This window comes from Paraburkholderia sp., from assembly GCF_024281035.1.
Taxonomy (GTDB): Bacteria; Pseudomonadota; Gammaproteobacteria; order Burkholderiales; family Burkholderiaceae; genus Paraburkholderia.
In genome coordinates this window covers 76,637-101,905 of the sequence record NZ_JAMXLH010000052.1, presented here as the reverse complement: position 1 = coordinate 101,905, position 25,269 = coordinate 76,637, and the positions used below count along the sequence as shown (strand labels likewise).

19 protein-coding genes are annotated in these 25,269 nt (G+C 66.0%); 7 read left to right on the top strand and 12 right to left on the bottom strand.

From position 1 onward, the window contains the following. Positions 1-19: 19 nt before the first annotated feature. Both Q0L30_RS18150 and Q0L30_RS18145 read right to left on the bottom strand, forming a co-directional pair. The gene (locus Q0L30_RS18150; RefSeq protein ID WP_296659279.1) at positions 20-622 is read right to left on the bottom strand and encodes a Fur family transcriptional regulator; all 603 of its coding nucleotides are present in this window, start codon (positions 620-622) and stop codon (positions 20-22) included. Between the two features lie 57 nt (positions 623-679). After that, positions 680-1,306: a glutathione S-transferase N-terminal domain-containing protein gene (locus Q0L30_RS18145; RefSeq protein ID WP_296659276.1), complete on the bottom strand. Its 627-nt coding sequence runs from the start codon at positions 1,304-1,306 to the stop codon at positions 680-682. A gap of 181 nt (positions 1,307-1,487) precedes the next feature. On the opposite strand from Q0L30_RS18145, the gene Q0L30_RS18140 reads away from it, so the two are divergent. After that, positions 1,488-3,200 (top strand): ATP-binding domain-containing protein, encoded by a 1,713-nt coding sequence (locus Q0L30_RS18140; protein WP_296659273.1) that lies wholly within the window; start codon positions 1,488-1,490, stop codon positions 3,198-3,200. A gap of 10 nt (positions 3,201-3,210) precedes the next feature. On the opposite strand, the gene Q0L30_RS18135 is transcribed toward Q0L30_RS18140, so the two are convergent. Continuing rightward, entirely contained in the window at positions 3,211-4,158 is a 948-nt protein-coding gene (locus Q0L30_RS18135) for a phosphoribosyltransferase (protein ID WP_296659270.1), read from the bottom strand. A gap of 221 nt (positions 4,159-4,379) precedes the next feature. On the opposite strand from Q0L30_RS18135, the gene Q0L30_RS18130 reads away from it, so the two are divergent. Beyond that, positions 4,380-4,571, top strand: a complete 192-nt coding sequence (locus tag Q0L30_RS18130; RefSeq protein ID WP_296659268.1) for a hypothetical protein — start codon at positions 4,380-4,382, stop codon at positions 4,569-4,571. Next, positions 4,571-6,391 (top strand): ATP-binding protein, encoded by a 1,821-nt coding sequence (locus tag Q0L30_RS18125; RefSeq protein ID WP_296659378.1) that lies wholly within the window; start codon positions 4,571-4,573, stop codon positions 6,389-6,391. The genes Q0L30_RS18130 and Q0L30_RS18125 overlap by 1 nt, the downstream gene beginning before the upstream one ends. A 40-nt stretch (positions 6,392-6,431) precedes the next feature. Here Q0L30_RS18125 and Q0L30_RS18120 read toward each other — a convergent pair whose 3' ends face one another. From Q0L30_RS18120 to Q0L30_RS18110, 3 genes are all read right to left on the bottom strand, one after another. Then, positions 6,432-7,286, bottom strand: a complete 855-nt coding sequence (locus tag Q0L30_RS18120; protein ID WP_296659265.1) for a helix-turn-helix domain-containing protein — start codon at positions 7,284-7,286, stop codon at positions 6,432-6,434. A 383-nt stretch (positions 7,287-7,669) separates the two neighbouring features. Next, positions 7,670-8,626: a LysR family transcriptional regulator gene (locus Q0L30_RS18115; protein ID WP_296659263.1), complete on the bottom strand. Its 957-nt coding sequence runs from the start codon at positions 8,624-8,626 to the stop codon at positions 7,670-7,672. Between the two features lie 214 nt (positions 8,627-8,840). Beyond that, the gene (locus Q0L30_RS18110; protein WP_296659261.1) at positions 8,841-9,902 is read right to left on the bottom strand and encodes an NAD(P)-dependent alcohol dehydrogenase; all 1,062 of its coding nucleotides are present in this window, start codon (positions 9,900-9,902) and stop codon (positions 8,841-8,843) included. 205 nt (positions 9,903-10,107) lie between these two features. Here Q0L30_RS18110 and Q0L30_RS18105 point away from each other — a divergent pair, with 205 nt between their 5' ends. Together Q0L30_RS18105 and Q0L30_RS18100 are read left to right on the top strand one after the other, a co-directional pair. Beyond that, the gene (locus Q0L30_RS18105) at positions 10,108-11,130 is read left to right on the top strand and encodes an AraC family transcriptional regulator (RefSeq protein ID WP_296659258.1); all 1,023 of its coding nucleotides are present in this window, start codon (positions 10,108-10,110) and stop codon (positions 11,128-11,130) included. A gap of 215 nt (positions 11,131-11,345) precedes the next feature. Continuing rightward, the gene (locus Q0L30_RS18100; protein WP_296659256.1) at positions 11,346-13,385 is read left to right on the top strand and encodes an EAL domain-containing protein; all 2,040 of its coding nucleotides are present in this window, start codon (positions 11,346-11,348) and stop codon (positions 13,383-13,385) included. Positions 13,386-13,555: 170 nt separating this feature from the next. Here Q0L30_RS18100 and Q0L30_RS18095 read toward each other — a convergent pair whose 3' ends face one another. After that, positions 13,556-16,135 carry an adenosylcobalamin-dependent ribonucleoside-diphosphate reductase gene (locus tag Q0L30_RS18095; RefSeq protein WP_296659253.1) on the bottom strand — a complete coding sequence of 860 codons (2,580 nt, stop codon included), beginning with the start codon at positions 16,133-16,135 and terminating at the stop codon, positions 13,556-13,558. Positions 16,136-16,352: 217 nt separating this feature from the next. Here Q0L30_RS18095 and Q0L30_RS18090 point away from each other — a divergent pair, with 217 nt between their 5' ends. Then, positions 16,353-16,853 (top strand): thioesterase family protein, encoded by a 501-nt coding sequence (locus tag Q0L30_RS18090; RefSeq protein ID WP_296659251.1) that lies wholly within the window; start codon positions 16,353-16,355, stop codon positions 16,851-16,853. 30 nt (positions 16,854-16,883) lie between these two features. Here the strand turns inward: Q0L30_RS18090 and Q0L30_RS18085 are convergent, their stop codons facing one another. From Q0L30_RS18085 to opgC, 3 genes are all read right to left on the bottom strand, one after another. Then, on the bottom strand, positions 16,884-17,171 hold the full coding sequence (locus Q0L30_RS18085) for a DUF3331 domain-containing protein (protein WP_296659250.1): 288 nt from the start codon (positions 17,169-17,171) through the stop codon (positions 16,884-16,886). Positions 17,172-17,567: 396 nt separating this feature from the next. After that, positions 17,568-18,404: an alpha/beta hydrolase-fold protein gene (locus Q0L30_RS18080; RefSeq protein ID WP_296659248.1), complete on the bottom strand. Its 837-nt coding sequence runs from the start codon at positions 18,402-18,404 to the stop codon at positions 17,568-17,570. Positions 18,405-18,528: 124 nt separating this feature from the next. Next, positions 18,529-19,626, bottom strand: a complete 1,098-nt coding sequence (gene opgC / locus Q0L30_RS18075) for an OpgC domain-containing protein (RefSeq protein ID WP_296659247.1) — start codon at positions 19,624-19,626, stop codon at positions 18,529-18,531. Between the two features lie 650 nt (positions 19,627-20,276). On the opposite strand from opgC, the gene Q0L30_RS18070 reads away from it, so the two are divergent. After that, positions 20,277-21,179: a peptidoglycan DD-metalloendopeptidase family protein gene (locus Q0L30_RS18070; protein ID WP_296659245.1), complete on the top strand. Its 903-nt coding sequence runs from the start codon at positions 20,277-20,279 to the stop codon at positions 21,177-21,179. A gap of 119 nt (positions 21,180-21,298) precedes the next feature. Here Q0L30_RS18070 and prpF read toward each other — a convergent pair whose 3' ends face one another. Beyond that, entirely contained in the window at positions 21,299-22,483 is a 1,185-nt protein-coding gene (prpF, locus tag Q0L30_RS18065) for a 2-methylaconitate cis-trans isomerase PrpF (RefSeq protein WP_296659244.1), read from the bottom strand. 93 nt (positions 22,484-22,576) lie between these two features. Continuing rightward, complete coding sequence (acnD, locus tag Q0L30_RS18060) at positions 22,577-25,174, bottom strand: Fe/S-dependent 2-methylisocitrate dehydratase AcnD (protein ID WP_296659242.1); 2,598 nt, start codon at positions 25,172-25,174, stop codon at positions 22,577-22,579. Between the last annotated feature and the right edge of the window lie 95 nt (positions 25,175-25,269).

The following is a 25,269-nucleotide window of genomic DNA, read 5'->3' as shown; positions in this document are numbered from 1 at the left end:
AATCTGCGTGATTGTTGCCTCAGGACTGCGCGGCGGCTTCGGCCGGGGCCGGTTCGGCGGCCTGGCATTGCGCACAGACCCCTTTTAGCTCGATCCCGTCGCCCGCGAGCCGGTAACCCGCTGCCTCGATCTGGGCGACGAGCGCCTGGCGCAGCTTCGGCTCGTGCAGTTCGGTGATGTTGCCGCATTGCTGGCACACGACGAGGATGCCGTGCTGGCACTGCGTGAGATCGTGGCACACCGCGAATGCGTTGATCGATTCGATGCGGTGAATGAGCCCCGCCGCAAGCAGGAAATCAAGCGCGCGATAGACGGTGGGCGGCGCCGATCCTGGATGGATCTGGCGCATTTCGTCGAGCAGCGAATAGGCCTTGGTGGCCCGGCCCGAGGTGAGCAGCAATTCCAGCACCTTGCGGCGCAGCGGCGTGAGCTTTTCGCCGCGTTCGCGGCAGTACGCCTCGGCCATCGCGAGTGCTGCATCCAGCGACGCGGGCGATGCGGGCCGCGCGGGTGAACGGGCCTGCGCGCCGTCGTGGAGGTGCGCGTGATCGCCGTCGTGATTGTGATCGTGATGGTGATCGTGCGGGGCCGCCATATCCGGGGACGGTTTTGCTGTGTTCATCCCGCGATTATACGGGGCGCGTCGGCTGCGCGCCGGGCCCCGCATGACGGGGATCGATCAGGTGAGCGGCACATCGACATACTTGCGAAAGCCTTCGCGATGCGCGAGGCGCTGATACCAGCGCTCGAGATTCGGCAGCGGCGGACGCTCGACGCCTTCGAGGCCGAACCAGCGCCGCGCGAACGCGCCGATCACGATGTCGGCGAGCGAAAAGCGCTCGTTTTCGAGGAAAAAGCGGCCTTGCAGATGACGGTCGACCCGTTTCCACAGCGCGCCGACGGCTTCGAAGTCGGCGGCGAGTTTCGTCATGTCGCGCTGTTCGACGGGCGTGCGTACAAGTGTGGCGAAGACGGGGCGCTCGGCGGGCGCGAGCGTGCCGAGCGACCAGTCGAGCCAGCGCTCGATCAGCGCGCGCACTTTGGCGTCGGCGGGATAGAGCTGGCTCGACGGGCCGTATTGCATGGCCAGGTAGCGGAGGATCGCGTTCGATTCCCACAGCGTGAACGTGCCGTCGACGAGCGTCGGCACTTTCCCGTTCGGATTCATGGCGAGGAAGGCGGGTTCGTCGAGCCGGCCGTATTGCAGTCCGGCGTCGATGCGCTCGAACGGCAGCACCAGTTCGTCGCAGCACCACAGGACTTTCTGGACGTTCACCGAATTGGCGCGTCCCCAGATGGTGATCATCAGGCGCACTCTCCTTGACGTTGTAAAAAAGGGCGCAACGGTTGCGCCGGGCGACACGATACACGATCGGACGCCGCTTTTGACGCACCGCGCATCTCGTAGAATAGCCGCTGCACAATAGCCGCTACCCACCGCAACGCTACGACAACGCTAACGCAACGCTAAGCGACGAGATCCGCCCATGGCCCGCATTGTCCCCGACGACTGGCAGCACCTCGAAGCCACCGGCGCCGCCGCGCGCGAACGCGAGACGCTCGCGCTCCTCGCACGCGGCCTGCCCGACGGTTATACGGTTTATCACGGTGTGCACTGGACGCGCCTCACCGAAGGTTTTTCGGTGTTCGGCGAGGTCGATTTCGTGATCGTGAGCCCGGCCGGGCGCGTGATGATCGTCGAGCAGAAAACCGGCTTTCTGCGCGAGACGCCCAACGGTCTCGTCAAGGCGCATCTGCAGACCGAGCGCAACGTGGCCGTGGCGCTCGCGCGCACGCTCGAAGGCCTGCACCGGCGCTTGACCGCGGCGTTCGGCGCGGGAACGTACTTCCTCGAAGAACTTTTTTATTGCCCCGACCATGTCGTGCGCGATCCGGCCATCGCGGGCGTGAGCCCGGCTCGCATCGTCGACGCGACGCGCAAGGCGCAGCTCGCCTCGATCGTGCTCGATGCGCTGCCCGCCGACGAGCCGAGCCTGCCGTGCGCGGCCAGGATTCACCATTTCCTCTCCGACGAGTTGTCGCTCGCGCCCGACGCGAGCGCGCTCGTCGGTGCGGCGGGCACGCTCGTCACGCGGCTCGCGGGCGGGCTCGCCACGTGGGCGCGGCGGCTGGAATTCGCGCCGTTCCGGTTGCGCGTGATCGGCACGGCGGGCTCGGGCAAGACCCAACTGGCGGTGCAGGCGATGAAGGACGCGCTCGCGCGCGGCCAGCGCACGCTCTATGTGTGCTTCAACCGGCCGCTTGCCGATCACATCGCGAAGGTTGCGCCCGCAGGCGCGACGGTCACGAACTATCACCAGCTCTGCGACTGGGTTGCGCGCGACGGCGGCCACGTGCCCGATTTCCACGGCACGAACGCATTCGACGACCTGGAGCGCCGGTTCGCAGCCGCACCCGTCGACGAGCGCTGGCGCTTCGACGTCCTGATCGTCGACGAGGGGCAGGATTTCCAGCAGATGTGGGTGAATGCACTCGAGCGGCTGCTGCGCCCGGGCGCTGCGTGGTGGTGGCTCGAAGATCCGCTGCAGAACCTCTATCTGCGCGATCCGGTCGCGCTGCCGGGATGGACGGTGCTGCGCGAGAACACCAACTATCGCAGTCCGCGCGACATCCTCGCTTTCCTGCGCGAGACCGCCGGTCCCGCCGCGCCCGCGCTCGCGCAGCTTGCGGCGGGCAGCCCGTTCGACGGTTCCGACGTCACGTTCGCCGCGTGGGACGAAACCGCGAGCGCAGCAGCGAGCACGACAGCGAGCACGACAGCGAGCACGACAGCGGACGAACCGCCCGTTGTGGCCGCAACCAAGCGCGCGATCACCCAGGCGCTCTCGCTCGGCTTTCGCAAGCAGGACATCGTGGTGCTGTCGTTTCGCGGCCGCGAGCATTCGCAGCTCGCGGCGCTCGATCATCTGGGCCCGCATCGCCTGCGCAGCTTCACCGGGCAGTACGACCTGTTCGGCAATCCGCAGTATCGCGAAGGCGACGTGCTGCTCGATTCGGTCTATCGCTTCAAGGGGCAGTCGGCGCCGTGCGTGATCCTGACCGAAGTGGACTTCGACGCGTTCGATGAGCGCGCCGCCCGCAAGCTCTTCGTCGGCGCCACGCGCGCGACGATGAAGCTGATCGTCGTGGCGTCGCAGCGTGCGGTTCGCGTGTTGGGGGACGGGCAGGCCGCGGCCTGAGGAACAGACCCTAGCCCCAGACGGAGGCCCCGATCAGCGTGCCGGTGCGCGTGTGCGCGTTCCACCAGATCACGCGCAGGAGCGGTGCGAGACGGGCGATGAGGATCGCCTGAACCGGGTCGCTTTCGATGAAATGCGTGACGCCGCAGCGGATCGCCGCCGCGGCCTTGTGCGCGGCGGCGCCCGAAGGCGTGTCGTCGTGTTCGTCGCATGCGCGCATCACGAGATCCAGATGCCCGAAGCCGTAGCGTTCGAGCCATGCCTGGGTGCGTGCGCGGTCCATCTCGGGCCGTCCGGTGATAATGGCGCGCGCGCGTTGCACGTCGATGCCGGGAATGCGCTCGAACGGCATCAGCGCATCGCGCTCGGCGAGCGCCGCGTCGAGGTCCTGCTCGTAGCGTTCGAGCGGCAGATCGGGCAGCAGCACGCCGTCGAGGTCGATCGCGTAGACGGTGTACTCGTGGTCGTCGGCCATCAGCGAACCTTGCTGCGCGCCCTCACGCGACCAGTCGGCGCGATAGCGGTCCGTGTAGGCCTGGCGTTCCCACGGGAACAGCGTGAAATAGCCGCTCGCGTCGATCGAATAGTCGGGCCGCAGGCGCGAGAAATCGTCGAAGGCGCCCGTGAGCGTGCGCACGATCAGGCCGTGCTCGCGCAGGAACGCGATGCAGTCGGTCAGCGTGTTGCCGCGCCCCGCAATGTCCTCGCACAGCAGCACTTTCGAGCCGGGCTCGGGCAGCGGCAGCGTCGAATCCCAGCGGACTTCGCGCGTGGCGCGCTCGTAGCGCAGAAACGCGACGTCCGCGCCAGTCGCATGCGACACCATCAGCGCGAGCGGCGCGCCGCCGCGCAGAATGCCGATCACGGCGGCGAACGCCTCCAGGGCCAGCACCGGCTGAAGCGACTCGACCCACTGATCGAGTTGTTCGTAAGTGAGCGGGACGACGGGTTTGTTCATCGGGTCGGAAACGGAAATAGCGACGCAAAAATGGTGGGCACGCGCAAGGCGCGCGGCAACGACGGCTACTGTAGGACCAATGTTTGGCGATATTATGCCTTTGCTCGTGCGGCCCTGCTGGACCGCCGGGCGAGGCGGGCAGGGGATGCGAGCGTCTGTGCCGCGCCTTCATCAACAACGAATCGAAGAAGCGAAGATTCGAAGATTCAGGGATTCAAAGCGTGAGTGAGCTGGAAGTAACACGGGAACCTGCCGGCTGGCGGCGCGGGGCCGCTGTACTGGCCGGGGCCGCGGCCGCGTGGGCGATTGCGGCGCGCGCCGTGCCGCGTACGCCGCCGGCGCGCAATATCGACGGCAATATCGACGGCGATAGCGGCGGCGAGACGGACATGCCGAACCCGGGTGGTCGATGATGCATCGTCCGCTACGCAGGTTCGTTCACGTTCTGATCTGGATTGTTGCGCTGATGCCGCCTGTGGCGGCGGTCGGCTATCTGCTCTACGCAAATCTGCTCGATCCGCGCGTGATCGATCGCCTCACGGGCACCTACAACGGTCTTTACTGGGACGCTGCGCAGCTCCAGAACGCGTACGCGCGCTTCGAGAGCCAGTTGCTGATCTACGCGGACGGCGCCGACCGCGACCTCGACGAACTGCAGTTGCGCTATACGGTGCTGCGCGCGAAGCTCAACGTCGCGAACTTTACGACGCAAGGGCTGGGCGCGCGGCCGCGCCTCATGAAGCGTGAACAGGCCGATCTCGCCGTGCTGGAAGCGGCAATTGCGCCGTTCGAGGCACAGCTCCCGACACTCGCAGACGATCCTCGGCGCGCCTTGTCGATGGTGCGCGCGCTGCGCGCGCACTGGCCGCAGGTCGTCGATCTCTCGCTGAGCCGCCATTTCGCCGACATCACCGAACGCGATGCAATCCGCCACGACTTCATGGCGAAGCGCCGCGAACTGTTCGCGGCGGCGATCTTTCTGCTGATGCTCTCGGCGGCGGCGATGGTATTGCTCGTCATGAACGGCTACCGGCGTACGCGCCTCATCCTCCAGCAGCGGGCGCTGCTCGAAGCCGAGCACGAGGCGAGCCGTGCCGCGCGCGAAGCGGGCACGGCGAAGGACGCGTTTCTCGGCATGATCAGCCACGAGTTGCGCACGCCGTTGCACGCGATCGTTTCGTCGATCGAACTGCTCGGTTTCAACTCGCATTCCGCGTCCGACCGCAAGGTGATCCAGCGCCTCGAAACCGCCGCGCGCCAGCTCGAAGCGCAGATGAAGGACCTCACCGACTACGCGCGGCTCGGTGCAGGCAAGCTCGAATTGCGCCACCAGCAGTTCGATCCGCTCGAACTGCTGCAGTCGATCGTCGACGAGAACGAATCCGTCGCGAGCGCGCGCGGCCTTGCGTTCGAGCATGCGTGGCACGGCGACCGGCATCCGGTTGTCGCCGATCCGCACCGGATCCGCCAGATCGCGAACAATCTCGTCACGAACGCGATCCGCTACACCGAGCAGGGCTCGGTGCGCATCGAATTCGCACTCGGCGCGCAGACGCTGTCGATCATCGTCGGCGACACGGGGCCGGGCGTGCCGCCGTCGCAGATTCCGCTCATTTTCAAGGAGTTCACGCAACTCGACACGTTGCGCTCGCGCCGCTACGAAGGTGCGGGCATGGGCCTCGCCATCGTGCGCGGGCTGGTCGACCTGTTCGGCGGAACGATCGAGACCGACAGCCGGGTGGGCGAGGGCACGAAGTTCACCGTCACCGTGCCGGTCGCGCCGGTCGACGCGCGCGAGACGGACGGCGCGACGCAGCCGGCCGGCGGCAAGTTCGCGCGTGCGCGGGTGCTCGTGGTCGACGACAATCCGCTCGTGCGCGAGTCGCTCTGCGAGATGGCCGAGCACATGGGCTACGCCGCGCTCGCGGACAGCGACGCCGATGGCGCGCTTGCGCGCCTCGCCACGCACCGTTGCCATGTGGTGCTGCTCGACCTGCATATGCCCGGCCGCGACGGCTACGCGTTTCTCGCGGGGCTGGAAGCGGGCGCAACGGCGGGGCCGCGCCCGCGGGTGATCGCCGTGAGCGCGGACGTCGCGGCGCTCAACGCGGCATGCGAAGGCGGACCGTTCTTCGAATGCCTGGCAAAGCCGGTCCGTTATGAGGTATTGCGCGCCGCGTTGCAGCGCGCGTTGTCGGTGCCGCGTACGGCTCGGGAGAGTGAGGCGGGTTAGCTTGCCTTGTCTACGCCGGGCCAGGACGTGAGTCAGGACGTCAGCCGCGGTTGAGCCGCTTCGAAAGATCGGCGACGAGGATCGCCATGCGCGCCGGCTTCTCGTAGCACGCGACGTCGTAGTGGCGCACGACCTCGCTGATCTCCGATTCGCTCGCCTTGCCGGTCAGCAGTTCGCCGGTCAGCACGAAGATCGGCGCGTCGGGATTCTCGGACGCGCGCACCAGGCGGATCGCGTCAGCCGAGGTCTGGCCGCCGAACAGCCAGTCGATCACCACGGCGTCGAACACCTGGTTCGCGAGCGCGCCTTCGAAGGCGGCGAGGCCGTAATGGGCCTCGGCCGCATAGCCGTTTTGTTCGAGGTAGTCGCGCAGGTTATCGGCGGAGGCGCGGTCGTCGTCGACGACGGCGATCAGCGGTTTGTCGGCCTCGGCGCGGCGCGGCGAAATCTCGATCTTGAGGACCTCGCGCGCGTCCTGGTAGTGCGTGCCGTCGGGGCGCACGACGCGCCACTGGCCCTGCGTTTCATACGCGATGAATTCAGGCCGGCAGCCCGGCTCGACCGGTGCGCCGATCCACGCGACGCACGGCAGCACGGCCGCGTTCACGCACAGCCGCGCTTCATGCGCGCTCGCGCCCGCCACGTACGGATCGGGCAGTTGCGTGCCGAAGAGATGTCCGGCCGGCTCGCCGAACGCGGCGGCGACCTTCGTGATCTGCGCGAGCGTCCACGGGCTTTCGCCGCGCAGCTTGCGGTGCCCTTGCGAAAAGCTCAGCTCGAGGATTCGGCAAAGCTCTGTCGTCTGTTGGCGCTTGCCGATGCCATGACGGCTCATCAGCGCGCGCACGCGCTCCGCGACCGTGGCCGGATCGGTTGTGTGTGCTACGTTTGACATCCTGCCTGCGAGATCGAAGACTTAGTTTTTTGACCAGGTGTGGTGTGCGGCCGCTCGCCTGCGACGGACAAATCGCGAAAAGATTACGAAAAGATCGCGTACAGATCGTCGAGGGAGCAGACGGCGCGCATTATTCTAAACGCATCAATTATCGGCAACCCGGTTTTTATATGACTAAATTGGGGGCCGGAGAACGTTTGCGTTACGTTATCTTTATTTCTGTCAGGTTTTCTGGTTTTCAGACGCGGCTACGGTCAATCCATGGGCAAGCGAAGCGGTGCGCGGGCGATTGTCGGCGCCGTCGACGGGCGCAGCCGCGGGCCGTTTAGTAGTCCGCTTTGTGGCCTGGCTGCAGGCGCGCTCGCGCAGGGCGCATGCTTGCCTCAGGCGGGCTGCATCCCGTTCAAAAGCTGCTGCACGCGCGACAGATCGCGATTCATCGGTCCGGCGCCCTCGAACAGCCCGGCGAGCCAGTCGACGAACACCCGCACGCGCGGCGATGCCTGGCGCGTCTTCACATAGGCGATCGAAACCGGCGTCGGCAGCGGCTTCCACTGCGGCAGCACTTCGACCAGTGCGCCGCTGTCGAGATACGGCTGCGCCGCAAGCCGCGGCGGCTGCACGAGCCCGAGCCCCTGCAGCCCGCACGTGAGGTACGCAATGTCGTCGCTGACGTGAACGAATCCATCGACTTTGACTTTCGTCGCGCTGCCGTCCACCTCGAAGTCGAATTCGAGCGGACGTCCCGTTCGCGGAGAGAGAAAGTTCACCACCGGATGCTGCGCGAGTTCGTCGAGCGACGCGGGCGCGCCGTGACGCGCCAGATACGCGGGGCTCGCGCACGTCACGTGTTCGAGCACGCCGAGCCGTCGTGCGGCGAGTCCCGAGTCGGGCAGCTCGCCGAGCTGGATGCTGCAATCGACGCCTTCTCCGACCAGATCGACATTGCGCAGGCTCACGCCGATCGCGAGATCGATCTGCGGATAGCGCACGTGAAAGTCGTCGAGTTCGGGCAGCACGACCGCATTCGCGATCAGCCCCGGCATTTCCACGCGCAGACGCCCGGTGATGCCGCCTGGCGTTTGCCGCACGCTCGCCTCGGCATCGTCGATATCGGCGAGGATCTGCGCGCAGCGTTCGTAATAGGCGGCGCCCTCGGGCGTGAGCGAAAGGCGGCGCGTGGTGCGCACGAGCAACGCGGTGCCGAGCAGCGCTTCGAGATTCTGCAAGATCGTCGTCGCACTCGCGCGCGGCATGTCGAGCGACTGTGCGGCCTTGGTGAAACTGTTGGTGTCGACGATGCGAACGAAAGTGCGCATCGCCTGGATACGGTCGATCACGGGCAAACTCCTGTCCTTACTGACTTGAGAGGTCCGCAGTGCTGCGAGAAAGCGGTGAGGCGCGAAGCCGAAGCGGCTCGCGGTGCCGGCGTCTGCGGAGAAGGGCGCGCGGCGGTTGAAGGAGGCGGACGCCGACGCAAGGCGTCGGCGCGAGGTGGCAGGCTGGCGGGCCGTCGGGAACCGGCGGCCCGGTGGGGCGGGCGACGTCGGTTGCTTAGCGCGCGGCTTCGCGCAGCGTGTCGATATCGATCACGAAGCGGTACTTCACATCGCTCTTGAGCATGCGTGCGTAAGCGGTGTTGATGTCCTGCATCTTGATCATCTCGATGTCCGAGGTGATGCCGTGCTGCCCGCAGAAGTCCAGCATTTCCTGCGTTTCTTCGATCCCGCCGATCAGCGAGCCCGCGATGCGCCGCCGCTTGAAAATCAGGTTGAACACCTGCGGCGACGGGTGATCGTGTTCGGGCGCGCCCACCAGCACCATCGTGCCGTCGCGCCGCAAGAGCTGGATGAACGGGTTCAGGTCGTGTTGCGCGGCGACCGTGTTGACGATCAGATCGAAGCTGTTGGCGTGCGCCTTCATCTGCTCCGGGTCCTTCGAGATCACCACCTCGTTGGCGCCGAGACGCTTGCCGTCCTCGATCTTCGACTCCGACGTGGTGAACAGCACGACGTGGGCGCTCATGGCGTGCGCGAGCTTCACGCCCATGTGACCGAGTCCGCCGAGGCCCACGATGCCGACTTTCTTGCCCGGACCCGCGCCCCAGGTGCGCAGCGGCGAATAGGTGGTGATGCCCGCGCACAGGAGCGGCGCGGCGCCTGCGGGGTCGAGGTTCTCCGGCACGCGCAGCACGAAGGCTTCGTCGACGACGAGCTGCGTGGAATAGCCGCCGAAGGTGGTCTCGCCGCTCATGCGGTCGATGCCGTTATAGGTGCCGACGAAACCGTTCTCGCAATACTGTTCGAGGCCTTCGGCGCAGCTTGCACAGGTGCGGCACGAATCGACGAGACAGCCCACGCCGACCAGCTGGCCGACGCGGTAACGCGTGACGCCCGGACCCGTTTCGGCCACGCGTCCGACGATCTCGTGGCCCGGCACGACCGGGTACATCGTGTTGTGCCATTCGTTGCGCGCCTGGTGCAGGTCGGAGTGGCACACGCCGCAGAACTGCACGTCGATGCGGACATCGTATTCGCGCAGGGCGCGGCGCTGAAATTCGAACGGTGCGAGCGGCGTGCTTGCGCCACGGGCGGCATAGCCGTAAGTCGGGTACATGTTGACTCCTGTTGTGACCGGGAAAGCCGGGGAAGCGGGGTATTGCGGCAGGGTTCCCATCGTAAGGATCGGGCCGTAGTCGGGGAATACCTGAATCTATCGAAGACTTGCCTGATTCTCCTGGGTGCGGACGCGCCGGGGTGATCGGTGATAGATTTCCAAGCCTGTTTCTCTGCAATGTGTTTGCATTTGGGGCACATACGACATGACTCACGTTCTTACTGCCGTCACATCGGCCAGCCATGAAGCCATCCATGAAGCCGGCCACGAAACCGCCCGGATCGACGAGGGCGGCTACACCCAGCGCCGCACAGTCGAGCTGCTCACGCAACTCACGCGCCAGGACGGCGTCAATCCGTCCGCGCTCGAGTGCGTGAGCCTCATGCGTGCGAGCGTCGCGCGTCCGCGCACGCCGGTCATGTACGAGCCGAGCATTTTTATCGTCTGCCAGGGCCGCAAGCGCGGTTTTCTCGGCGATCAGGTGTTCGTCTACGACGCGCAGCAATATCTGGTGCTTTCGGTTCCGCTGCCGTTCGAATGCGAAACCGAAGCGAGCCCGGAGGAACCGCTGCTCGGCATTTCGATTCGCGTCGATCTGACGATGGTCGCCGAACTCTTGATGGCGCTGAACGAGTCGCGCGGCAACACGGTTTCCGAGCCGCGCGGCATCTACGCCACGCAGCTCGACGCACCGCTCTCCAACGCCGTTTTGCGCCTGCTCGAAGCGCTCGCTTCGCCGTGCGACGCACGCATTCTCGGGCCGTCGATCGTGCGCGAGATCCTCTACCGCGTGCTGAGCGGGGTGCAGGGCGACGCAATTCGCGCGGCGCTCGCGCACCAGCACCACTTCGGCCGCATTGCGAAGGCGCTGCGCCGCATCCACGCAGACTATTGCACCGACCTCGACGTCGACATGCTCGCGAACGAGGCGGGCATGAGCCTCGCGGTCTTCCATGCGCACTTCAAGACCGTGACGTCCACGTCGCCGATGCAATACGTCAAGACCACGCGCCTGCATCACGCGCGTTTATTGATTGCGCATGACGGGCTCAACGTGAGCGCCGCGGCGACGCGTGTGGGATATGAGAGCGCGTCGCAGTTCAGCCGCGAGTTCAAGCGCCTGTTCGGCCTGAGTCCGGCCGACGAAATGCGGCGTGCGCGCGGCGAGGCAGAGGTTGCGGCGCCGCGCATCGCGCCGGCTGCGCCGCGTTATGTGACGGCGGTTTAACGCGCATCAAGAAACCTCGATCATTCGTATGTCGAATTAACGGCGAAGCGATCACGCTATGCGGCGTGGATTCCGGTTTCGCTTGCGGCTTGCGCGTTACGCGGACGGGTTGGCGTCGTGTCTTTTTATTTCATCCGAGTCGTGTAGAGTCGTTGTGTGCGGCACGTACTGACGTGCCGCTTTACCTTTCGAGGGGCGACGAGCCGATTCAACGAATGCAAACATTGATCGAGGCGCTACAACAATGTGCGGTCCTCGTAGTGAATCAGTTCTATGAGGAGCTGTCACGATTACCCAAATCCCGGCTCATTCTGCAAATGTTGTCGGCGGATGAACTTGTTCATCTGAAATCGAAGCAGGTCCAGAATCTTCTCGCCCTCTCGGACCCCGATCTGACCGCGGACGGCCACGCCGAGATGGCGCTGCGCATCGGGCGCATTCACGCCATCGTGGGGCTCGACAAGGAAGAGCTGGTGCGCAGCCGCGGCATCCTCCAGGAACTGCTTTTCAAGCTGATCAGCAACCGGGTGAGCGGCGAATCCCTTTCGCTTTACGCGCGCCGCCTCACGACCGATCTCGCCTGGCAGCTCAAGGCGTATCAGGATGTGCAGGATTCGCAGCAGGAAGTCCTGCTGCGCGTCACGCGCCTCGTGTGGGAAGCGGACAGCTATACGAATTTCATCGACGATCTGGTCGAAGTGCTTTCGGCCCATGACGAAGTCGCGGCCTGCATCATCGGGCGTCCCGATGAGCACGGCGTCTTTCACTTCGAGGCAGGCGCCGGCGGCCGCGCCCGCGCCGGGTTGCTGGAGGTGCTGACCGACGAGAGCCAGCCCCTCAGCGTACGCGCCGACGATCCTCACGGACAGAGCGCGGTGGGACGCGCGTGGCGCAGTGGCAAGGCCGAGCGCGTGACCAACTATCAGACCGATCCGCTCGTCCTGCCGTGGCGTGACCTCGCGAAGCGCGAAGGACTGCGCTCGTCGGTGTCCATCCCGATTGCGGCGCAGGGTCACACACCCATGGCGATCCTCGTGCTCCTCAGCGCATTGCCGGGCGGTTTCATCGGTCCGCACCAGGTGGCGTTCATCGAACTGCTGCAGACCTTGCTCGGCTGTGCCGCGATGCGTCTGCAAACCCAGGACGGCAAGACCCACGCGGTCCCGGTGAGCGTGCGGCAGCACTGGGCCGCGCTCGTGCGCACGGACGGGCTGGAGATGTATTACCAGCCGCTTCTGAACCTGCGCACGTGGCAAGTGGGCAAAGCGGAAGCGCTCGCGCGGCTGCATGACGGTGGGCGCGTGCTCACGCCGGATGCCTTCCTTTCCTCCCTTGCGTCCGACGATCTGCTGGCGCTGTATACGCACGGCCTCGACGAGGCGCTCACGGATCGCAAGCAGTGGCTGCGCGATAACCTCGATCTGGAAATCTCGATCAATTTGCCGCCTGCGGCGCTCAACGATATCCGCTATTTCGAAGCGACGAGTTCCGCGCTGGCGGCGCACGCGTGCGCGCCCACGAAACTCACGCTGGAAGTTCTGGAGAACGAATCTTTGTCGTTGAGCCAGGGGCAGTGTGCGATTCTCGATCGCTTTCGCGGGCTCGGCGTGCTGCTTGCGCAGGACGACCTCGGCTCGGGTCACAGCGGGCTTGCGCGACTGCGCGAGCTGCCGTTCGACTGGATCAAGATCGATCGGGAAATCGTGCGCATCGACGGTGACGGCGCACTCGACGTGCTGCGCTTCATCTTTCAGCTCACGCAACTCGGACATGCGCTGGGCAAGCTGGTGCTCGCGGAGGGGATCGACACGATCGAGCTCGTGTACGCGTTGTCGATACTCGGCGTCGACGGCGCGCAGGGCTACGTGATCGCCCGGCCGATGGCGCCCGGACGCATGCGCGAATGGATGGCGAATCAACCGTCCTGGCCGGTCGCGCCGCGCAGCGAGAGCGTGCTTGCGCGCCTTGCGCGCTTCGTGCTCTGGGAGGAGCGGGTCGCGCTGATTTCAGCGGTGCCCGGTGCGGGGCAGCGTCTGCTTGACGCGCCGCACGGGCGGAGAACGGACGATCCCGCCGTCGACGAGTTTGCACAGTCGCTCACCGAATTCGACGACATTCTGCCGACTGGAAACGGCCATGACGCGGTACGGCATGAGTTGCTGCGCACGCTGTTGACCGATGGCCGCAATAGCGGCACATACCGTTCGGCGGTGCGCCAGTTGATGACGGCCATCGGGCATGCCGCTTCTGCGTGATTGCGCCGATGCGAGCTCGTCGAGTGCAAAAAACGTCCCCCTGAATGCAAACGAAGCCTGCCATCCAGGAGATGGCAGGCTTCGTGGGTCGCACTTTGCATCGGCTGCGCGCCGTGCAAATTTCAACTTATGGCGTCACTCACGCGTGGATTAGACGCCCGATACAGCAGTTAGCCGCACGCTCCGACTTCGCCGCACGCCGTGCAGAAATCGCAGCCGTCCTTGCGGATGACTGCATTGGCGCCGCACGATCCGCACTTGCGGCCGAGCATCACGTGCAGTGTGCCGTGCTTCGTGTCGGACGGGGCTGCATTGGCGTTGTCGTGCGCGCGATCGCCGGAATGCGCCGATGCATCATGCGCGCCAGCCGCCGTCTGATCCTGTGCCGAACCCGCGGCGCGCCGATGCTCGTTGCGCAGTTGCGCGAGCAGTCGTGACGGCACCTGGCGTCCTTCGGCATCGAGGAAGCCGCGGCGATGCAGGATCTGCTGAATCGCGTAGGCGATCGCCGCCACTTCGGAGTCGTGCCACATCGGCGTGCGGTGTCCGTCGAGGCGCTGCGTTTCGCCGTAGCGCACCTGCCCGCGATCCCACGACACCTTGCGCAGATCCTGCAGATTGCGTGCAATGAAGCCGCCGCGCGCGGCGAGCGACAGCGAGCGCATCGTCGCCGTGATCCATTGCTGCGATTCGTCGCGCTGACCAACCGGAATGAAGAACTCGATGGGCCGCTCGATCGTCAACGATTCGCCGCCCACCTGGCCCGTCACTTCGAGGAACGACACCGCCACGTAAAGCGACACCTTGCCGGCTTGCGTGCGGTACTCGATCTTTTCGATGACGGCCGGCAACTGGCCCTTCGGCCGGTGATCGATCGCCACGCGCAGCGGATCCTGTTGCGTGTCGTTGAGCGTGTCCTCGGCTGCGGCAGCAGCGGCAGCGGTGGGCAGCGTCTGCAGCACAGCGCCGAGCGTCTCGTTCGGCCGGTACGTGGCGAGCCCCTTGAGGCCGCGCCGCCACGCGTCGAGATAGAGTCCTTCGAACGCCTCGAACGGGTAATCGGCCGGCACGTTGACGGTCTTCGAGATCGACGTGTCGACGAACGGCTGTACCGCCGCCATCATCGCGATGTGATCCTGCGCGCTCATCTCCAGCGCGCTCACGAAGTAGGCGGGCAGCGCGTTCACGTTGCCGCCGAGCGTGCGATAGAGGCGCCACGCGTGGTCCTCGACCATGAAGGTCTCGCTGCTGCCGTCGTTCATGCGGCGCGTACGCTGGTAGCTCCACGAGAACGCGGGTTCGATGCCGTTCGAGGCGTTGTCGGCGAACGCGAGGCTCACGGTGCCCGTCGGCGCGATCGACAGCAGATGGCTGTTGCGGATCCCGTGCGTGCGGATCGCATCCTTGATGTCGTCGGGCAGGCGCGAAGCGAAGGTACCTTCCTCGAGATAGGTCTCCGCCTCGAAGAGCGGGAACGCGCCGCGCTCTTGCGCGAGTTCGACCGACGCGCGATAGGCTGCGTCGCGCATCGTGCGTGCCACTTGCGCGCCGAATTCGCAGCCCTGTTCCGTGTTGTAGCGGATGCCGAGCATGACGAGCGTATCGCCGAGCCCGGTGAAGCCCACGCCGATCCGGCGCTTCGCCGCGGCTTCGGCGCCCTGTTCCGGCAGCGGCCAGATGGTCACGTCGAGCACGTCGTCGAGGAAACGCACCTGCGTCGCCGTGCGTTCGGCCAGCGCGTCCCAGTCGAATACCGGCGTGCCGCCCTTCAACTGCGCGAACGGATCGATCACGAAGCGCGTGAGATCGAGCGGCCCGAGATTGCAGCAGCCGTACGCCGGCAGCGGTTGCTCGCCGCACGGGTTCGTCGCGCGAATGGCTTCCTTCGCGCGCAGGTTGTTGTCCTCGTTCATGCGCGAGATGAACACGACGCCGGGTTCAGCGATGTCGTAGGTCGAGCGCATGATCGTGTCCCACAGATCGCGGGCACGTCTTTCGTCGTAGATCCACATGCCGTCTTCGCGCTGCTGCAAATCTTCTGCGGCGCGCAGCGCGGGCGACGGCTCGGCGGGGTGCACGAGCTGCCACATCTCGTCGTTTTCGACGGCGCGCATGAACGCATCGGTCACGGCGACCGAGACGTTGAAGTTGTTCCAGCGTCCCTTCGAATGCTTGGCCTCGATGAACTCGGGCAGATCGGGGTGATCGCAATCGAGCACCGCCATCTGAGCGCCGCGCCGTGCGCCTGCGCTTTCGACCGTGCGGCACGAAGCGTCGAACACGTCGATATAGCCGCACGGCCCGGAGGCGCACGAACCGGTCGAATGAACGTGTGCGCCGCGCGGGCGGATCGCCGAGAAGTTGTAGCCCACGCCGCCGCCGCGCCGCATCGTTTCAGCGGCCTGCAAAAGCGCGACGTAGATGCCCGGACGGCCCTGGTCGTCGAAGCCCTGGATGCTGTCGCCGACGGGCTGCACGAAGCAGTTGATGAGCGTGGCCGCGATGCCGCTGCCCGCCGCGCTCATGATGCGCCCGGCGCCGAGTGCGCCGTGGCGCAGGTTGTCGACGAAACGCGCCTCGATTTCGGCGCGCAGTTCGGGCGGCTCCGCCATTGCGACGCCGCGCGCGACGCGCAGGTAGATGTCGTCCGCGGTGCGCTCGTCGCCTTTGGCGTATTTCTCGAGCATCACGTCGAGGGAGAATTGCTGCGGGGCAACCGCGAGCGGAATTGGAGGCTCGTTCTCGGCCATGTACCTGGTCCTTGGGTTGCGCCGCGCGGACGTCGCGCGGCGGTTAACGGGCAGAGGCAGCCGACCGTGCCGGACACCGCTTGCCTGGGCGGGGACTTACCCCATCCCCTGAGCGGGGCTCGCCCCATCCCCTGGGCGGGCGTTCGCCCCATCCCAATAATAACCCGCGTAAAAGGCGCCCTGAAAGCTACACTCTCGGCAAAACGAAGGAGGCGGGATGACGCACCAGAAGCGGGCGGGGGAGGCGAGTGTCGTGTACCAGGACACTGTGCGTGCGGAGTGGGTCGACTACAACGGCCATCTGCGCGACGCATTTTACATGCTGATTTACAGCTATGCGACCGACGTTTTGCTCGATGCAATCGGACTTGATTCAGCGCAGCGGGACGCGCGCGCTCGCTCGATGTACACGCTCGAAGCGTATTTGACTTATTTGCGCGAGATCAAGGAAGGCGCGCGCGTGCGCGTCGATGTGCGCGTGCTCGAACACGACGCGAAGCGCGTTCACGTCTATCTGGAGATGTATGCGGACGATGCCCCGGAGCCGGTGTCGGCGAGCGAGCAATTGTTGCTGCATGTCGATCGGTCGGGGCCGCGCGCAGCGGCGTTCGATGCCGACGTGCTCGCACGCGTGGCCGCGCTGCGGGCAGCCGATGCGGGGTTCGAACCGCGTCACCCGGCGCGCGCCATCGGGCTCGCGCCGCGGCGTGCGCGGTGAGTGCTGCGAAAGTGGCGAGTGTGGCGCGGATTATTTGTTGACGAGGTCGCCGAACACTTCTGCGGCGATCATCACCGATGCGTTGAGCGGGGCGGGGCGTTCAGCCGGTTTGAACACGGCGTCGCCGCGGCGGATCTTGCGGCGCGACACGGCGCAGGTGCCCGACGTATGCGCCGAGCGCCGGCGCCAGCGCTGTTCGCCATAGTGACAGCGCCCCGGCTCGACCCAGCGGATCACGAGCGCGCCATCGCTCTGTTCGAGCACTTCGATGCGCTCGCCGTTGGCACCGTCTAGCGCGAGACACGCTTTGGATTTCATTGTCGGCTCCGTAGGTGGGGTGCCAGGAATTTATTCCTGTCCGACAGCAAGTGCCATTGTGTCTCAGTTGAAACACCATTCCAGTATTCGCAACAATCCCGTGTCGATAGGTGGCAAATGACGAAGGAATGGGGCTTTGCGGGGGATCTGCGTCAACTACACGGATTTGTGCAACGCAGTGTTGCCCGGAGCGCGACACGAAATGGGCGTTCGGAAGAGGGGCGGAACGCCTGGGAGCCGGGCCAACCGTGGGAACCGGGGCAGGATGCGGATGCGTTTCACGCGGTGAGCGGGCGTCAATCCGTGAAGAGATGGCAGATTACCTGATTCGCCGCGCGTCTGCTCCGAACCCGGCAACCGGGCACGAACGCCGGCACGCAGCCGCTGCGGCGCGCGTCAGCGCACGCAGGCCAGCGCGTACTTGAGCGCGGCGGGCAGCACCTCGCGCCAGACGGGCCACACGTGGCCGCCGTCGACGATGCGCAGCGCCGCCGCGTTGCCCGCCTCGCGCAGCCGCGTATAGAGCAGCGACGATTCGGCCTGGATCACGAGGTCGTCGTCGCCCGAGGCGATAAAGAACGACACGCGTGCGGGCTGCGCGAAATACCCGTTCCACAGCGCTGGATAGTTGAGTTCGTGCCAGACGCGCGGATCGAACTGGTGCTCGCCGAAGACGCCGACGTACCGTGCCGCCGAAGTGGGCGGCGGATCGTTCGAATAGATCGCGGGCGAGAGCAGCAGGGCGCCGCAAAATTCATCGGGGTGCTCGAGCGCGTAGCGCAGCGCGCCGAAGCCGCCCATCGAGACGCCGCCGATCGCCCGTCCGCTGCGCTGGTTCTCCACCGCGAAGTGCGTTTCGATCTCGGGGATCAGGTCGCCGAAGAACGCCGTCTCCATCTTCTCCCGGCGGTCGACGTACCAGTCGATGCCGCCCTGCGGCATCACGATCACGACCGGCGCGATCTCGTGGCGGGCGATCAGCGCATCGGCCGCGATTTGCAGGTCGCCCTGCGTGATCCAGTCCATCGCGTCGCCGTTGTTGCCATGCAGGAGATAGAGCACCGGATAGTGCGGGCCGTCGGCGCGATAGCCGGTCGGCAGATAGACGACGTACGGCCAGGCGCGGCCAAGCGCGGCCGAGCGAAACATGTGCACGGCGATCGTGCTGGCCGAGGCGGGCACGGCGAGCGCGGCGCTGAGCGCAAGCAGCGCTGTCTGGAGGAGTCTGCGCATGGCGGCAAAGCGGAACGAAAGGAACCAAAAGGAACGCGACGGAACCGGATCATAACTGGCGGATGACGCCCGTGGCGCGGGCGATCATCCTGGCCGCCGCCCCGCGTGGCGGGCCAGCGCCGTTTCAGGCGGAGACCTTGACCTTTGCGGGCAGCAGGCGTTCGAGCGGACCGGACAGGCGCACGACGAGCATCAGGCTGCCGAGCGCGAGCGCATCGGCGGCGAGTCCGAGCGGCACGTCCAGATAACCGTCCGTGTACCAGTAGAGCAGCGAATCGATGACGAGCGAGATGACCGCGCCCGCCACGAACGACAGCAGCCCTTTGCGGCCAACGAGTCCGATCCACGGCAGCGCGCAGGCAAGCCGCTTCGTCCAGCCGAGCCGGACCGTATGCGCCGTGAGCCACGCGATGCCGAGGAAGTTCAGGGCGCGGAACCAGGCGAGGTTGCGCTTGAGATCGCTGTCGAAGACCGCGTTGCCGGGGGAAAGCCGCCAGGCGGCGCACGCCACGACGATGGCGAGCGCGGCGAGCGTGACGATCCAGCCGAGCCGGTGCGCGCTCACGCGCTGAAAGACCGGCTGCGCGCGCGCGATGACGCCGAACACGAACATCAGCTGCCAGCCGAACGGATTGAAGTCCCACTGCGTGCCCGCGGCGTGCGGCAGCCAGGGGGTGGCAAGCGGCGCGAGCCCCCACAGCGCGAGACTGAGCGCAAGCAGCCACCACGGCTTCTTGTACGCGAGCGGCAGGGCCAGCGGCGCGGCGAGCGCGAACCAGGCGTACATCGGCAGGACGCCCGCCAGATAGGGCTGGCGGCGCAGCAGCACGATATCGCTCAAGGCGGCGGCGGGGGCGAAAGCGAGGTCGTCGAGGTCGGTGACGGTGAGGTTGGGCGCGGTGATGTCGCACGCGACCAGGATCGCGGAGACGAGCAGCATCAAGAGCGCCGTGACGACAAAGGCGCGATAGATCTCGAACGCGCGCCGGATGAAGCGCTGACGCGCGGCGGCTTCGGTGCGGCGTGCGCAGAGCGCGGCCCACGCGGTGGCGCTCGCGTAGCCGCCGAGAAAGACGAAAACCTCTGCCGCGTCGCACAGCGCGTAAGTGTGCAGGGTGAAGCGCGAGAGGATACTGCCGCCGATGTGATCGACAACGATGACGAGGAGGACGAGACCGCGGAAAAAATCGAGTTCGACGAGACGGCTGGATGGCTGTGACATGGGTCTTGCTAACAGGCCGCGGCGACGCGCTGCAACGCAGGATGCGCGCGGGTATCGGGCGGCTGTGTCAATCGGCGATGGAATGAGGCCGTGGGGCGCGAGGCGCCGGTGGTCGGGATGAAGTGTCCCGTCTGGCCGGGCAGCAGGTAAGGGAAAGACCGGATTGTGACATTCAGGTTCCCCGCCATGAAGTCGGTCGCTTGATTCAGGTAAATATTCTCTTAATTTCTTGTTGCCTTCATCGCGCGCCGCATGCCCGTTCAAGTTTGCGCACGCACGTGCCGATAAGCGTTTAAGGTCGGCATGCGCCGCGGTATTGCACCCGTGTTGAGCCGAAGGCTGTTACGAGTGCCGGATCGCGCTTGTAAGCTTTTGTATCAGAGTGTTCCGGGCGGCCAGAACGCCGCGAATGCGCTTTACAATGCCAAGTCGATTTCTTGATTGCGATCGTCCGCTGAATGCGGGCGGTTAAGTGGTGAAGGGAGCCTTTTGCCGTAAGAAGGGGCTCAGATAGATGTGGATCGATGCGGGCCGGGTGAGATGAAACGCCGGTGCCACGCGACGCCGGGAGCGCGCCAGACGCCGCACACCGCGCCGCGCTTGCCGCGTGCATCGCACACTGTCCACCGCGACTAGAGCAGGAGGCGTACATGCTTAAAGAAGGTAGCGGCCGGCGTATCGACCGTTTGAAGCGCGTTTGGGCCGGGGTCGGACTTGTCGCCCTGCTGGGAGGCTGTGCCAACTTCGGCCAGCAGCAACAGCCGGCCGGGCCGGAGCCGGATCAGGCTGCGGCGTCAGGCGCAGCGCCGGCTTCCGATGCCGCAGCGGCGTCCGCGCAGGCGACTGCGCCCGCACCCGCGGCTGCGTCAGCGCCGGTCACGAAGGTCGTGACAAAGACGACCTGGGTTCGCGTGCGGCGCGGCGATACGCTAGCGCGGATCGCAAAGCTTCACGGCTGTTCCGTGAAGGATCTGCAGGCCTGGAATCGTGGCAAGACGGGCCGTCTGCGTACCGGCCAGTCGCTGAAGATCGTCTCGAAGCAGACCATCACCGTGCAGGCGGCCGGTTCCGGCGCAACGGCGGCGAACGCAGCCGGGAATATGGCTGGAAGCACGGCCGGAAACACGGCTGGAAACGCTGCCGGAAACCGCGCGGTAGCCGCCGAGGTTGCACGGCATGCGCGCAGCGTCGCGCTTGTCTGGCCCGCGCAGGGGCCGGTGGTCGAGGCGTTCCAGGCCGGCGAGACACGCGGGATCGAGATCGCGGGCAAGGCGGGCGACCCGGTGCGCGCCGCCGCCGACGGCAAGGTGATGTACGCCGGCACGGGCCTTAACGAGTACGGCAGCCTGATCATCGTCCAGCACAACAAGGACTTCCTGACCGCGTACTCCCATAACCGCCGCCTGCTGGTCAAGATCGGCGACACCGTGCATCAGGGGCAGCAGATCGCGGAGATGGGCAGCGAAAAGAACGACCGCGTGGCCGTGCTGTTCGAGGTGCGCCGCGACGGCAAGCCGGTCGATCCGATGCCGTATCTTCCGCCGAAGAGCTGAGCGCACAGCGCCAGGGCGTGATTCCCGCCGCGACGAATTCCTGGGCCGGGATACGAAAACGCCGTCCCCGCGAGCCTATGCGGGGACGGCGTTTTTGCATCAGCCGCGCCTGAAGACAATCAGTCTTGCGGGACGCGCACCCAGCCTTCCATCAGCACGCGCGCGCTGCGGCTCATGATGGCTTTCTTGACGATCCACTCGCCGTTTTCCTCGCTCGCCTCGGCGCCCACGCGCAGCGTGCCTGAAGGATGGCCGAAGCGCACCTCGTTGCGCTCGCCGCCGCCTGCCGCGAGATTGACGAGCGTGCCCGGAATGGCCGCCGCCGTGCCGATTGCCACAGCCGCCGTGCCCATCATCGCGTGGTGGAGCTTGCCCATCGACATCGCGCGCACGAGCAGGTCGACGTCTTCGGCGCCGACGCGCTTGCCGCTCGACGATGTATAAGCCTGCGGTTTCGCGACGAACGCGATTTTCGGCGTGTGCTGGCGCGTGGCGATTTCATCGAGTTGCTTGATGAGGCCCATGCGCAACGCGCCGTACGCGCGGATCGTCTCGAACTTCTTGAGCGCGGCGGCGTCGCCGTTGATCGCGTCCTGAAGCTCGGTGCCGGTGTAGCCGATCGCCTCGGCATTGACGAAGATCGTCGGGATGCCCGCGTTGATCATCGTGGCCTTGAGCGTGCCGACGCCCGGCACCTCGAGGTCGTCCACGAGCTGGCCGGTCGGGAACATCGTGCCGCCCGCGCCTTCTTCTTCGGCGGCGGGGTCCAGAAATTCGAGCTTCACTTCGGCTGCCGGGAAGGTCACGCCGTCGAGTTCGAAGCCGCCCGTCTCCTGCACCTGGCCGTTCGTCATCGGCACGTGCGCGATGATGGTCTTGCCGATGTTCGCCTGCCAGATGCGCACGACCGCAACGCCGTTATCGGGCACGCGGTCCGGGTCGACGAGGCCTGCGCTGATCGCAAAAGGGCCGACCGCCGCCGAGAGATTGCCGCAGTTGCCGCTCCAGTCGACGAATGCGCGCTCGATGGCGACCTGGCCGAACAGATAGTCGACGTCGTGCCCGGGACGGCCGCTCTTCGCGACGATCACGGTCTTGCTCGTGCTCGATGTTGCGCCGCCCATGCCGTCGATCTGCTTGCCGTAGGGATCGGGGCTGCCGATCACGCGCATGAGCAGCCGGTCGCGCGCCTCGCCCGGCTGCTGTGCCGCTGCGGGCAGGTCTTGCAGACGAAAGAACACGCCTTTGCTGGTGCCGCCGCGAATATACGTGGCGGGGATTTTGATCTGGGGAAGGTGTGCCATGTCGAATCCTGAAATGGGCCGGGCGTTACGTTGCCGGCAGGTTTCCGTAGCGCCCGTTCAGCCCGTTCATTGCGTTGCTGGATCAGCCCTTGCTCACGCGGCCTTCGTCGACGATTCGATGAAGTCCTGCGCGAAGCGCTGCAGCACGCCGCCCGCTTCGTAAATCGAGACCTCTTCCGCCGTATCGAGGCGGCAGGTCACCGGGACTTCGATGCGCTCGCCGTTCTTGCGTTGAATCACGAGCGTGAGGTCGGCGCGCGGCGTGCGCTCGCCGATCACGTCGAACGTTTCGGTGCCGTCGATGCCGAGCGTCGTGCGGTTCGTGCCGGCCTTGAATTCGAGCGGCAGCACGCCCATGCCGAGCAGGTTCGTGCGGTGAATGCGCTCGAAACCTTCCGCGACGATCACTTCCACGCCCGCAAGACGCACGCCCTTGGCGGCCCAGTCGCGCGACGAACCCTGGCCGTAGTCCGCACCCGCGACGATGATGAGCGGCTGCTTGCGCTCCATGTAGGTTTCGATGGCTTCCCACATGCGCGTGACCTTGCCTTCCGGCTCGATGCGCGCAAGCGAACCCTTCTTCACCGCGCCGTCCACAACGGCCATTTCGTTGATGAGCGTCGGGTTCGCGAAGGTTGCGCGCTGTGCCGTGAGGTGATCGCCGCGGTGCGTCGCGTACGAGTTGAAGTCCTCTTCGGGCAAGCCCATCTTCGCCAGGTACTCGCCCGCCGCGCTGTTCGGCAGAATCGCGTTCGACGGCGAGAGGTGGTCGGTCGTGATGTTGTCGCCGAGCACGGCGAGCGGACGCAGGCCCTTGAGCGTGCGCTCGCCCGCGAGCGCGCCTTCCCAGTACGGCGGGCGGCGGATATACGTGCTTTGCGCGCGCCAGTCGTAGAGCGGATCGGTCGTCTCGCCGCTCGCGGCGGTGGTCGTGAACATTGGCTCATACACCCTGCGGAACTGCTCGGGCTTCACGCTTTGCGCGACGATCGCGTCGATTTCCTCGTCGCTCGGCCAGATGTCCTTCAGGTAGACCGGCTTGCCGTCCTTGTCCGTGCCGAGCGCGTCTTTTTCGATGTCGAAGCGGATCGTGCCCGCAATCGCATAGGCCACGACGAGCGGCGGCGAGGCGAGGAATGCCTGCTTCGCGTACGGGTGGATGCGGCCGTCGAAGTTGCGGTTGCCCGAGAGCACGGCCGTGGCGTACAGATCGCGGTCGATGATTTCCTTCTGGATCTTCGGATCGAGCGCGCCCGACATGCCGTTACAGGTGGTGCACGCGAACGCGACGATGCCGAAGCCGAGCTTTTCGAGGTCGGGCAGCAGCTTCGCATCTTCCAGATAGAGTTCGACGGCTTTCGAGCCCGGCGCGAGCGACGACTTCACCCACGGCTTGCGCGTGAGGCCGCGTGCGTTCGCGTTGCGCGCGATGAGCGCCGCGGCGATCACGTTGCGCGGATTGCTGGTGTTCGTGCAGCTTGTGATCGCGGCAATGACGACCGCGCCGTCCGGCATCTGGCCCGGCACTTCTTCCCACTTGCCCGCAATGCCGCGCGCGGCCAGATCGGACGTGGGCAGGCGCTTGTGCGGATTGGACGGACCGGCCATGTTGCGCACGACGCTCGACAGATCGAACGTGAGCGTGCGCTCGTATTGCGCGTGCGCGAGCGTATCGGCCCAGAGGCCCGCGGCCTTCGCGTAGGTCTCGACGAGCTTCACCTGTTCTTCGTCGCGGCCCGTGAGACGCAGATAGTCGAGCGTCTGGCCGTCGATGAAGAACATCGCGGCGGTTGCGCCGTATTCGGGCGCCATGTTCGAAATCGTTGCGCGGTCGCCGAGCGTGAGGCTCGCGGCGCCTGCGCCACGAAACTCCAGATATGCGCCGACCACTTTTTCCTTGCGCAGGAATTCGGTGAGCGCGAGCACGACGTCGGTGGCGGTGATGCCGGGCTGGCGCTTGCCGGTCAGCTCCACGCCGACGATATCGGGCAGCCGCATCCACGATGCGCGGCCGAGCATGACGTTCTCGGCTTCGAGCCCGCCCACGCCGACGGCGATCACGCCGAGCGCATCGACGTGCGGCGTGTGGCTGTCCGTGCCGACGCAGGTGTCGGGGTAGGCGACGCCGTTCGCGACGCCGATCACGGGCGACATCTTCTCCAGATTGATCTGGTGCATGATGCCGTTGCCGGGCGGGATCACGTCGACGTTCTTGAACGCCTTCTTCGTCCAGTTGATGAAATCGAAGCGGTCTTCGTTGCGCCGGTCTTCGATTGCGCGGTTCTTCGTGAACGCATCCGGATCGAAGCCGCCGCATTCCACGGCGAGCGAGTGATCGACGATCAGCTGCACCGGCACGACCGGATTCACTTGTGCGGGATCGCCGCCCTGGTCGGCGATGGCGTCGCGCAGGCCCGCGAGGTCGACGAGCGCGGTTTGACCGAGGATGTCGTGGCACACCACGCGCGCGGGGAACCACGGAAAGTCGAGGTCGCGCCTGCGTTCGACAAGCTGCTTGAGCGAGGCGGTAAGCGTGGCCGGATCGCAGCGGCGCGCGAGGTTTTCGGCGAGCACGCGGGAGGTGTACGGCAACGTGTCATAGGCGCCGGGCTGGATTGCCTCGACGGCTTCACGCGCGTCGAAGTAATCGAGCCGGGTGCCCGGAAGAGGCTTGCGGTAGGCAGTGTTCACGGCGTGGGGTGCAAATGGAATAGGGAACGGGGAGGCAACGGCGCCACTTTATTACACCTTTGCGGCGGGTCACAGCTGGCCGGACGGCTGATGCG

Coding starts and splice junctions, on each gene's coding strand:
- Q0L30_RS18080 (WP_296659248.1), bottom strand. CDS start 18,404: ATGCGCAGACTCCTCCAGACAGCGCTGCTTGCGCTCAGCGCCGCGCTC.
- Q0L30_RS18085 (WP_296659250.1), bottom strand. CDS start 17,171: ATGAAATCCAAAGCGTGTCTCGCGCTAGACGGTGCCAACGGCGAGCGC.
- Q0L30_RS18120 (WP_296659265.1), bottom strand. CDS start 7,286: ATGTCAAACGTAGCACACACAACCGATCCGGCCACGGTCGCGGAGCGC.
- Q0L30_RS18125 (WP_296659378.1), top strand. CDS start 4,571: ATGCATCGTCCGCTACGCAGGTTCGTTCACGTTCTGATCTGGATTGTT.
- Q0L30_RS18105 (WP_296659258.1), top strand. CDS start 10,108: ATGACTCACGTTCTTACTGCCGTCACATCGGCCAGCCATGAAGCCATC.
- Q0L30_RS18135 (WP_296659270.1), bottom strand. CDS start 4,158: ATGAACAAACCCGTCGTCCCGCTCACTTACGAACAACTCGATCAGTGG.
- Q0L30_RS18140 (WP_296659273.1), top strand. CDS start 1,488: ATGGCCCGCATTGTCCCCGACGACTGGCAGCACCTCGAAGCCACCGGC.
- Q0L30_RS18095 (WP_296659253.1), bottom strand. CDS start 16,135: ATGGCCGAGAACGAGCCTCCAATTCCGCTCGCGGTTGCCCCGCAGCAA.
- Q0L30_RS18070 (WP_296659245.1), top strand. CDS start 20,277: ATGCTTAAAGAAGGTAGCGGCCGGCGTATCGACCGTTTGAAGCGCGTT.
- opgC (WP_296659247.1), bottom strand. CDS start 19,626: ATGTCACAGCCATCCAGCCGTCTCGTCGAACTCGATTTTTTCCGCGGT.
- Q0L30_RS18145 (WP_296659276.1), bottom strand. CDS start 1,306: ATGATCACCATCTGGGGACGCGCCAATTCGGTGAACGTCCAGAAAGTC.
- Q0L30_RS18150 (WP_296659279.1), bottom strand. CDS start 622: ATGAACACAGCAAAACCGTCCCCGGATATGGCGGCCCCGCACGATCAC.
- Q0L30_RS18090 (WP_296659251.1), top strand. CDS start 16,353: ATGACGCACCAGAAGCGGGCGGGGGAGGCGAGTGTCGTGTACCAGGAC.
- prpF (WP_296659244.1), bottom strand. CDS start 22,483: ATGGCACACCTTCCCCAGATCAAAATCCCCGCCACGTATATTCGCGGC.
- Q0L30_RS18110 (WP_296659261.1), bottom strand. CDS start 9,902: ATGTACCCGACTTACGGCTATGCCGCCCGTGGCGCAAGCACGCCGCTC.
- Q0L30_RS18100 (WP_296659256.1), top strand. CDS start 11,346: ATGCAAACATTGATCGAGGCGCTACAACAATGTGCGGTCCTCGTAGTG.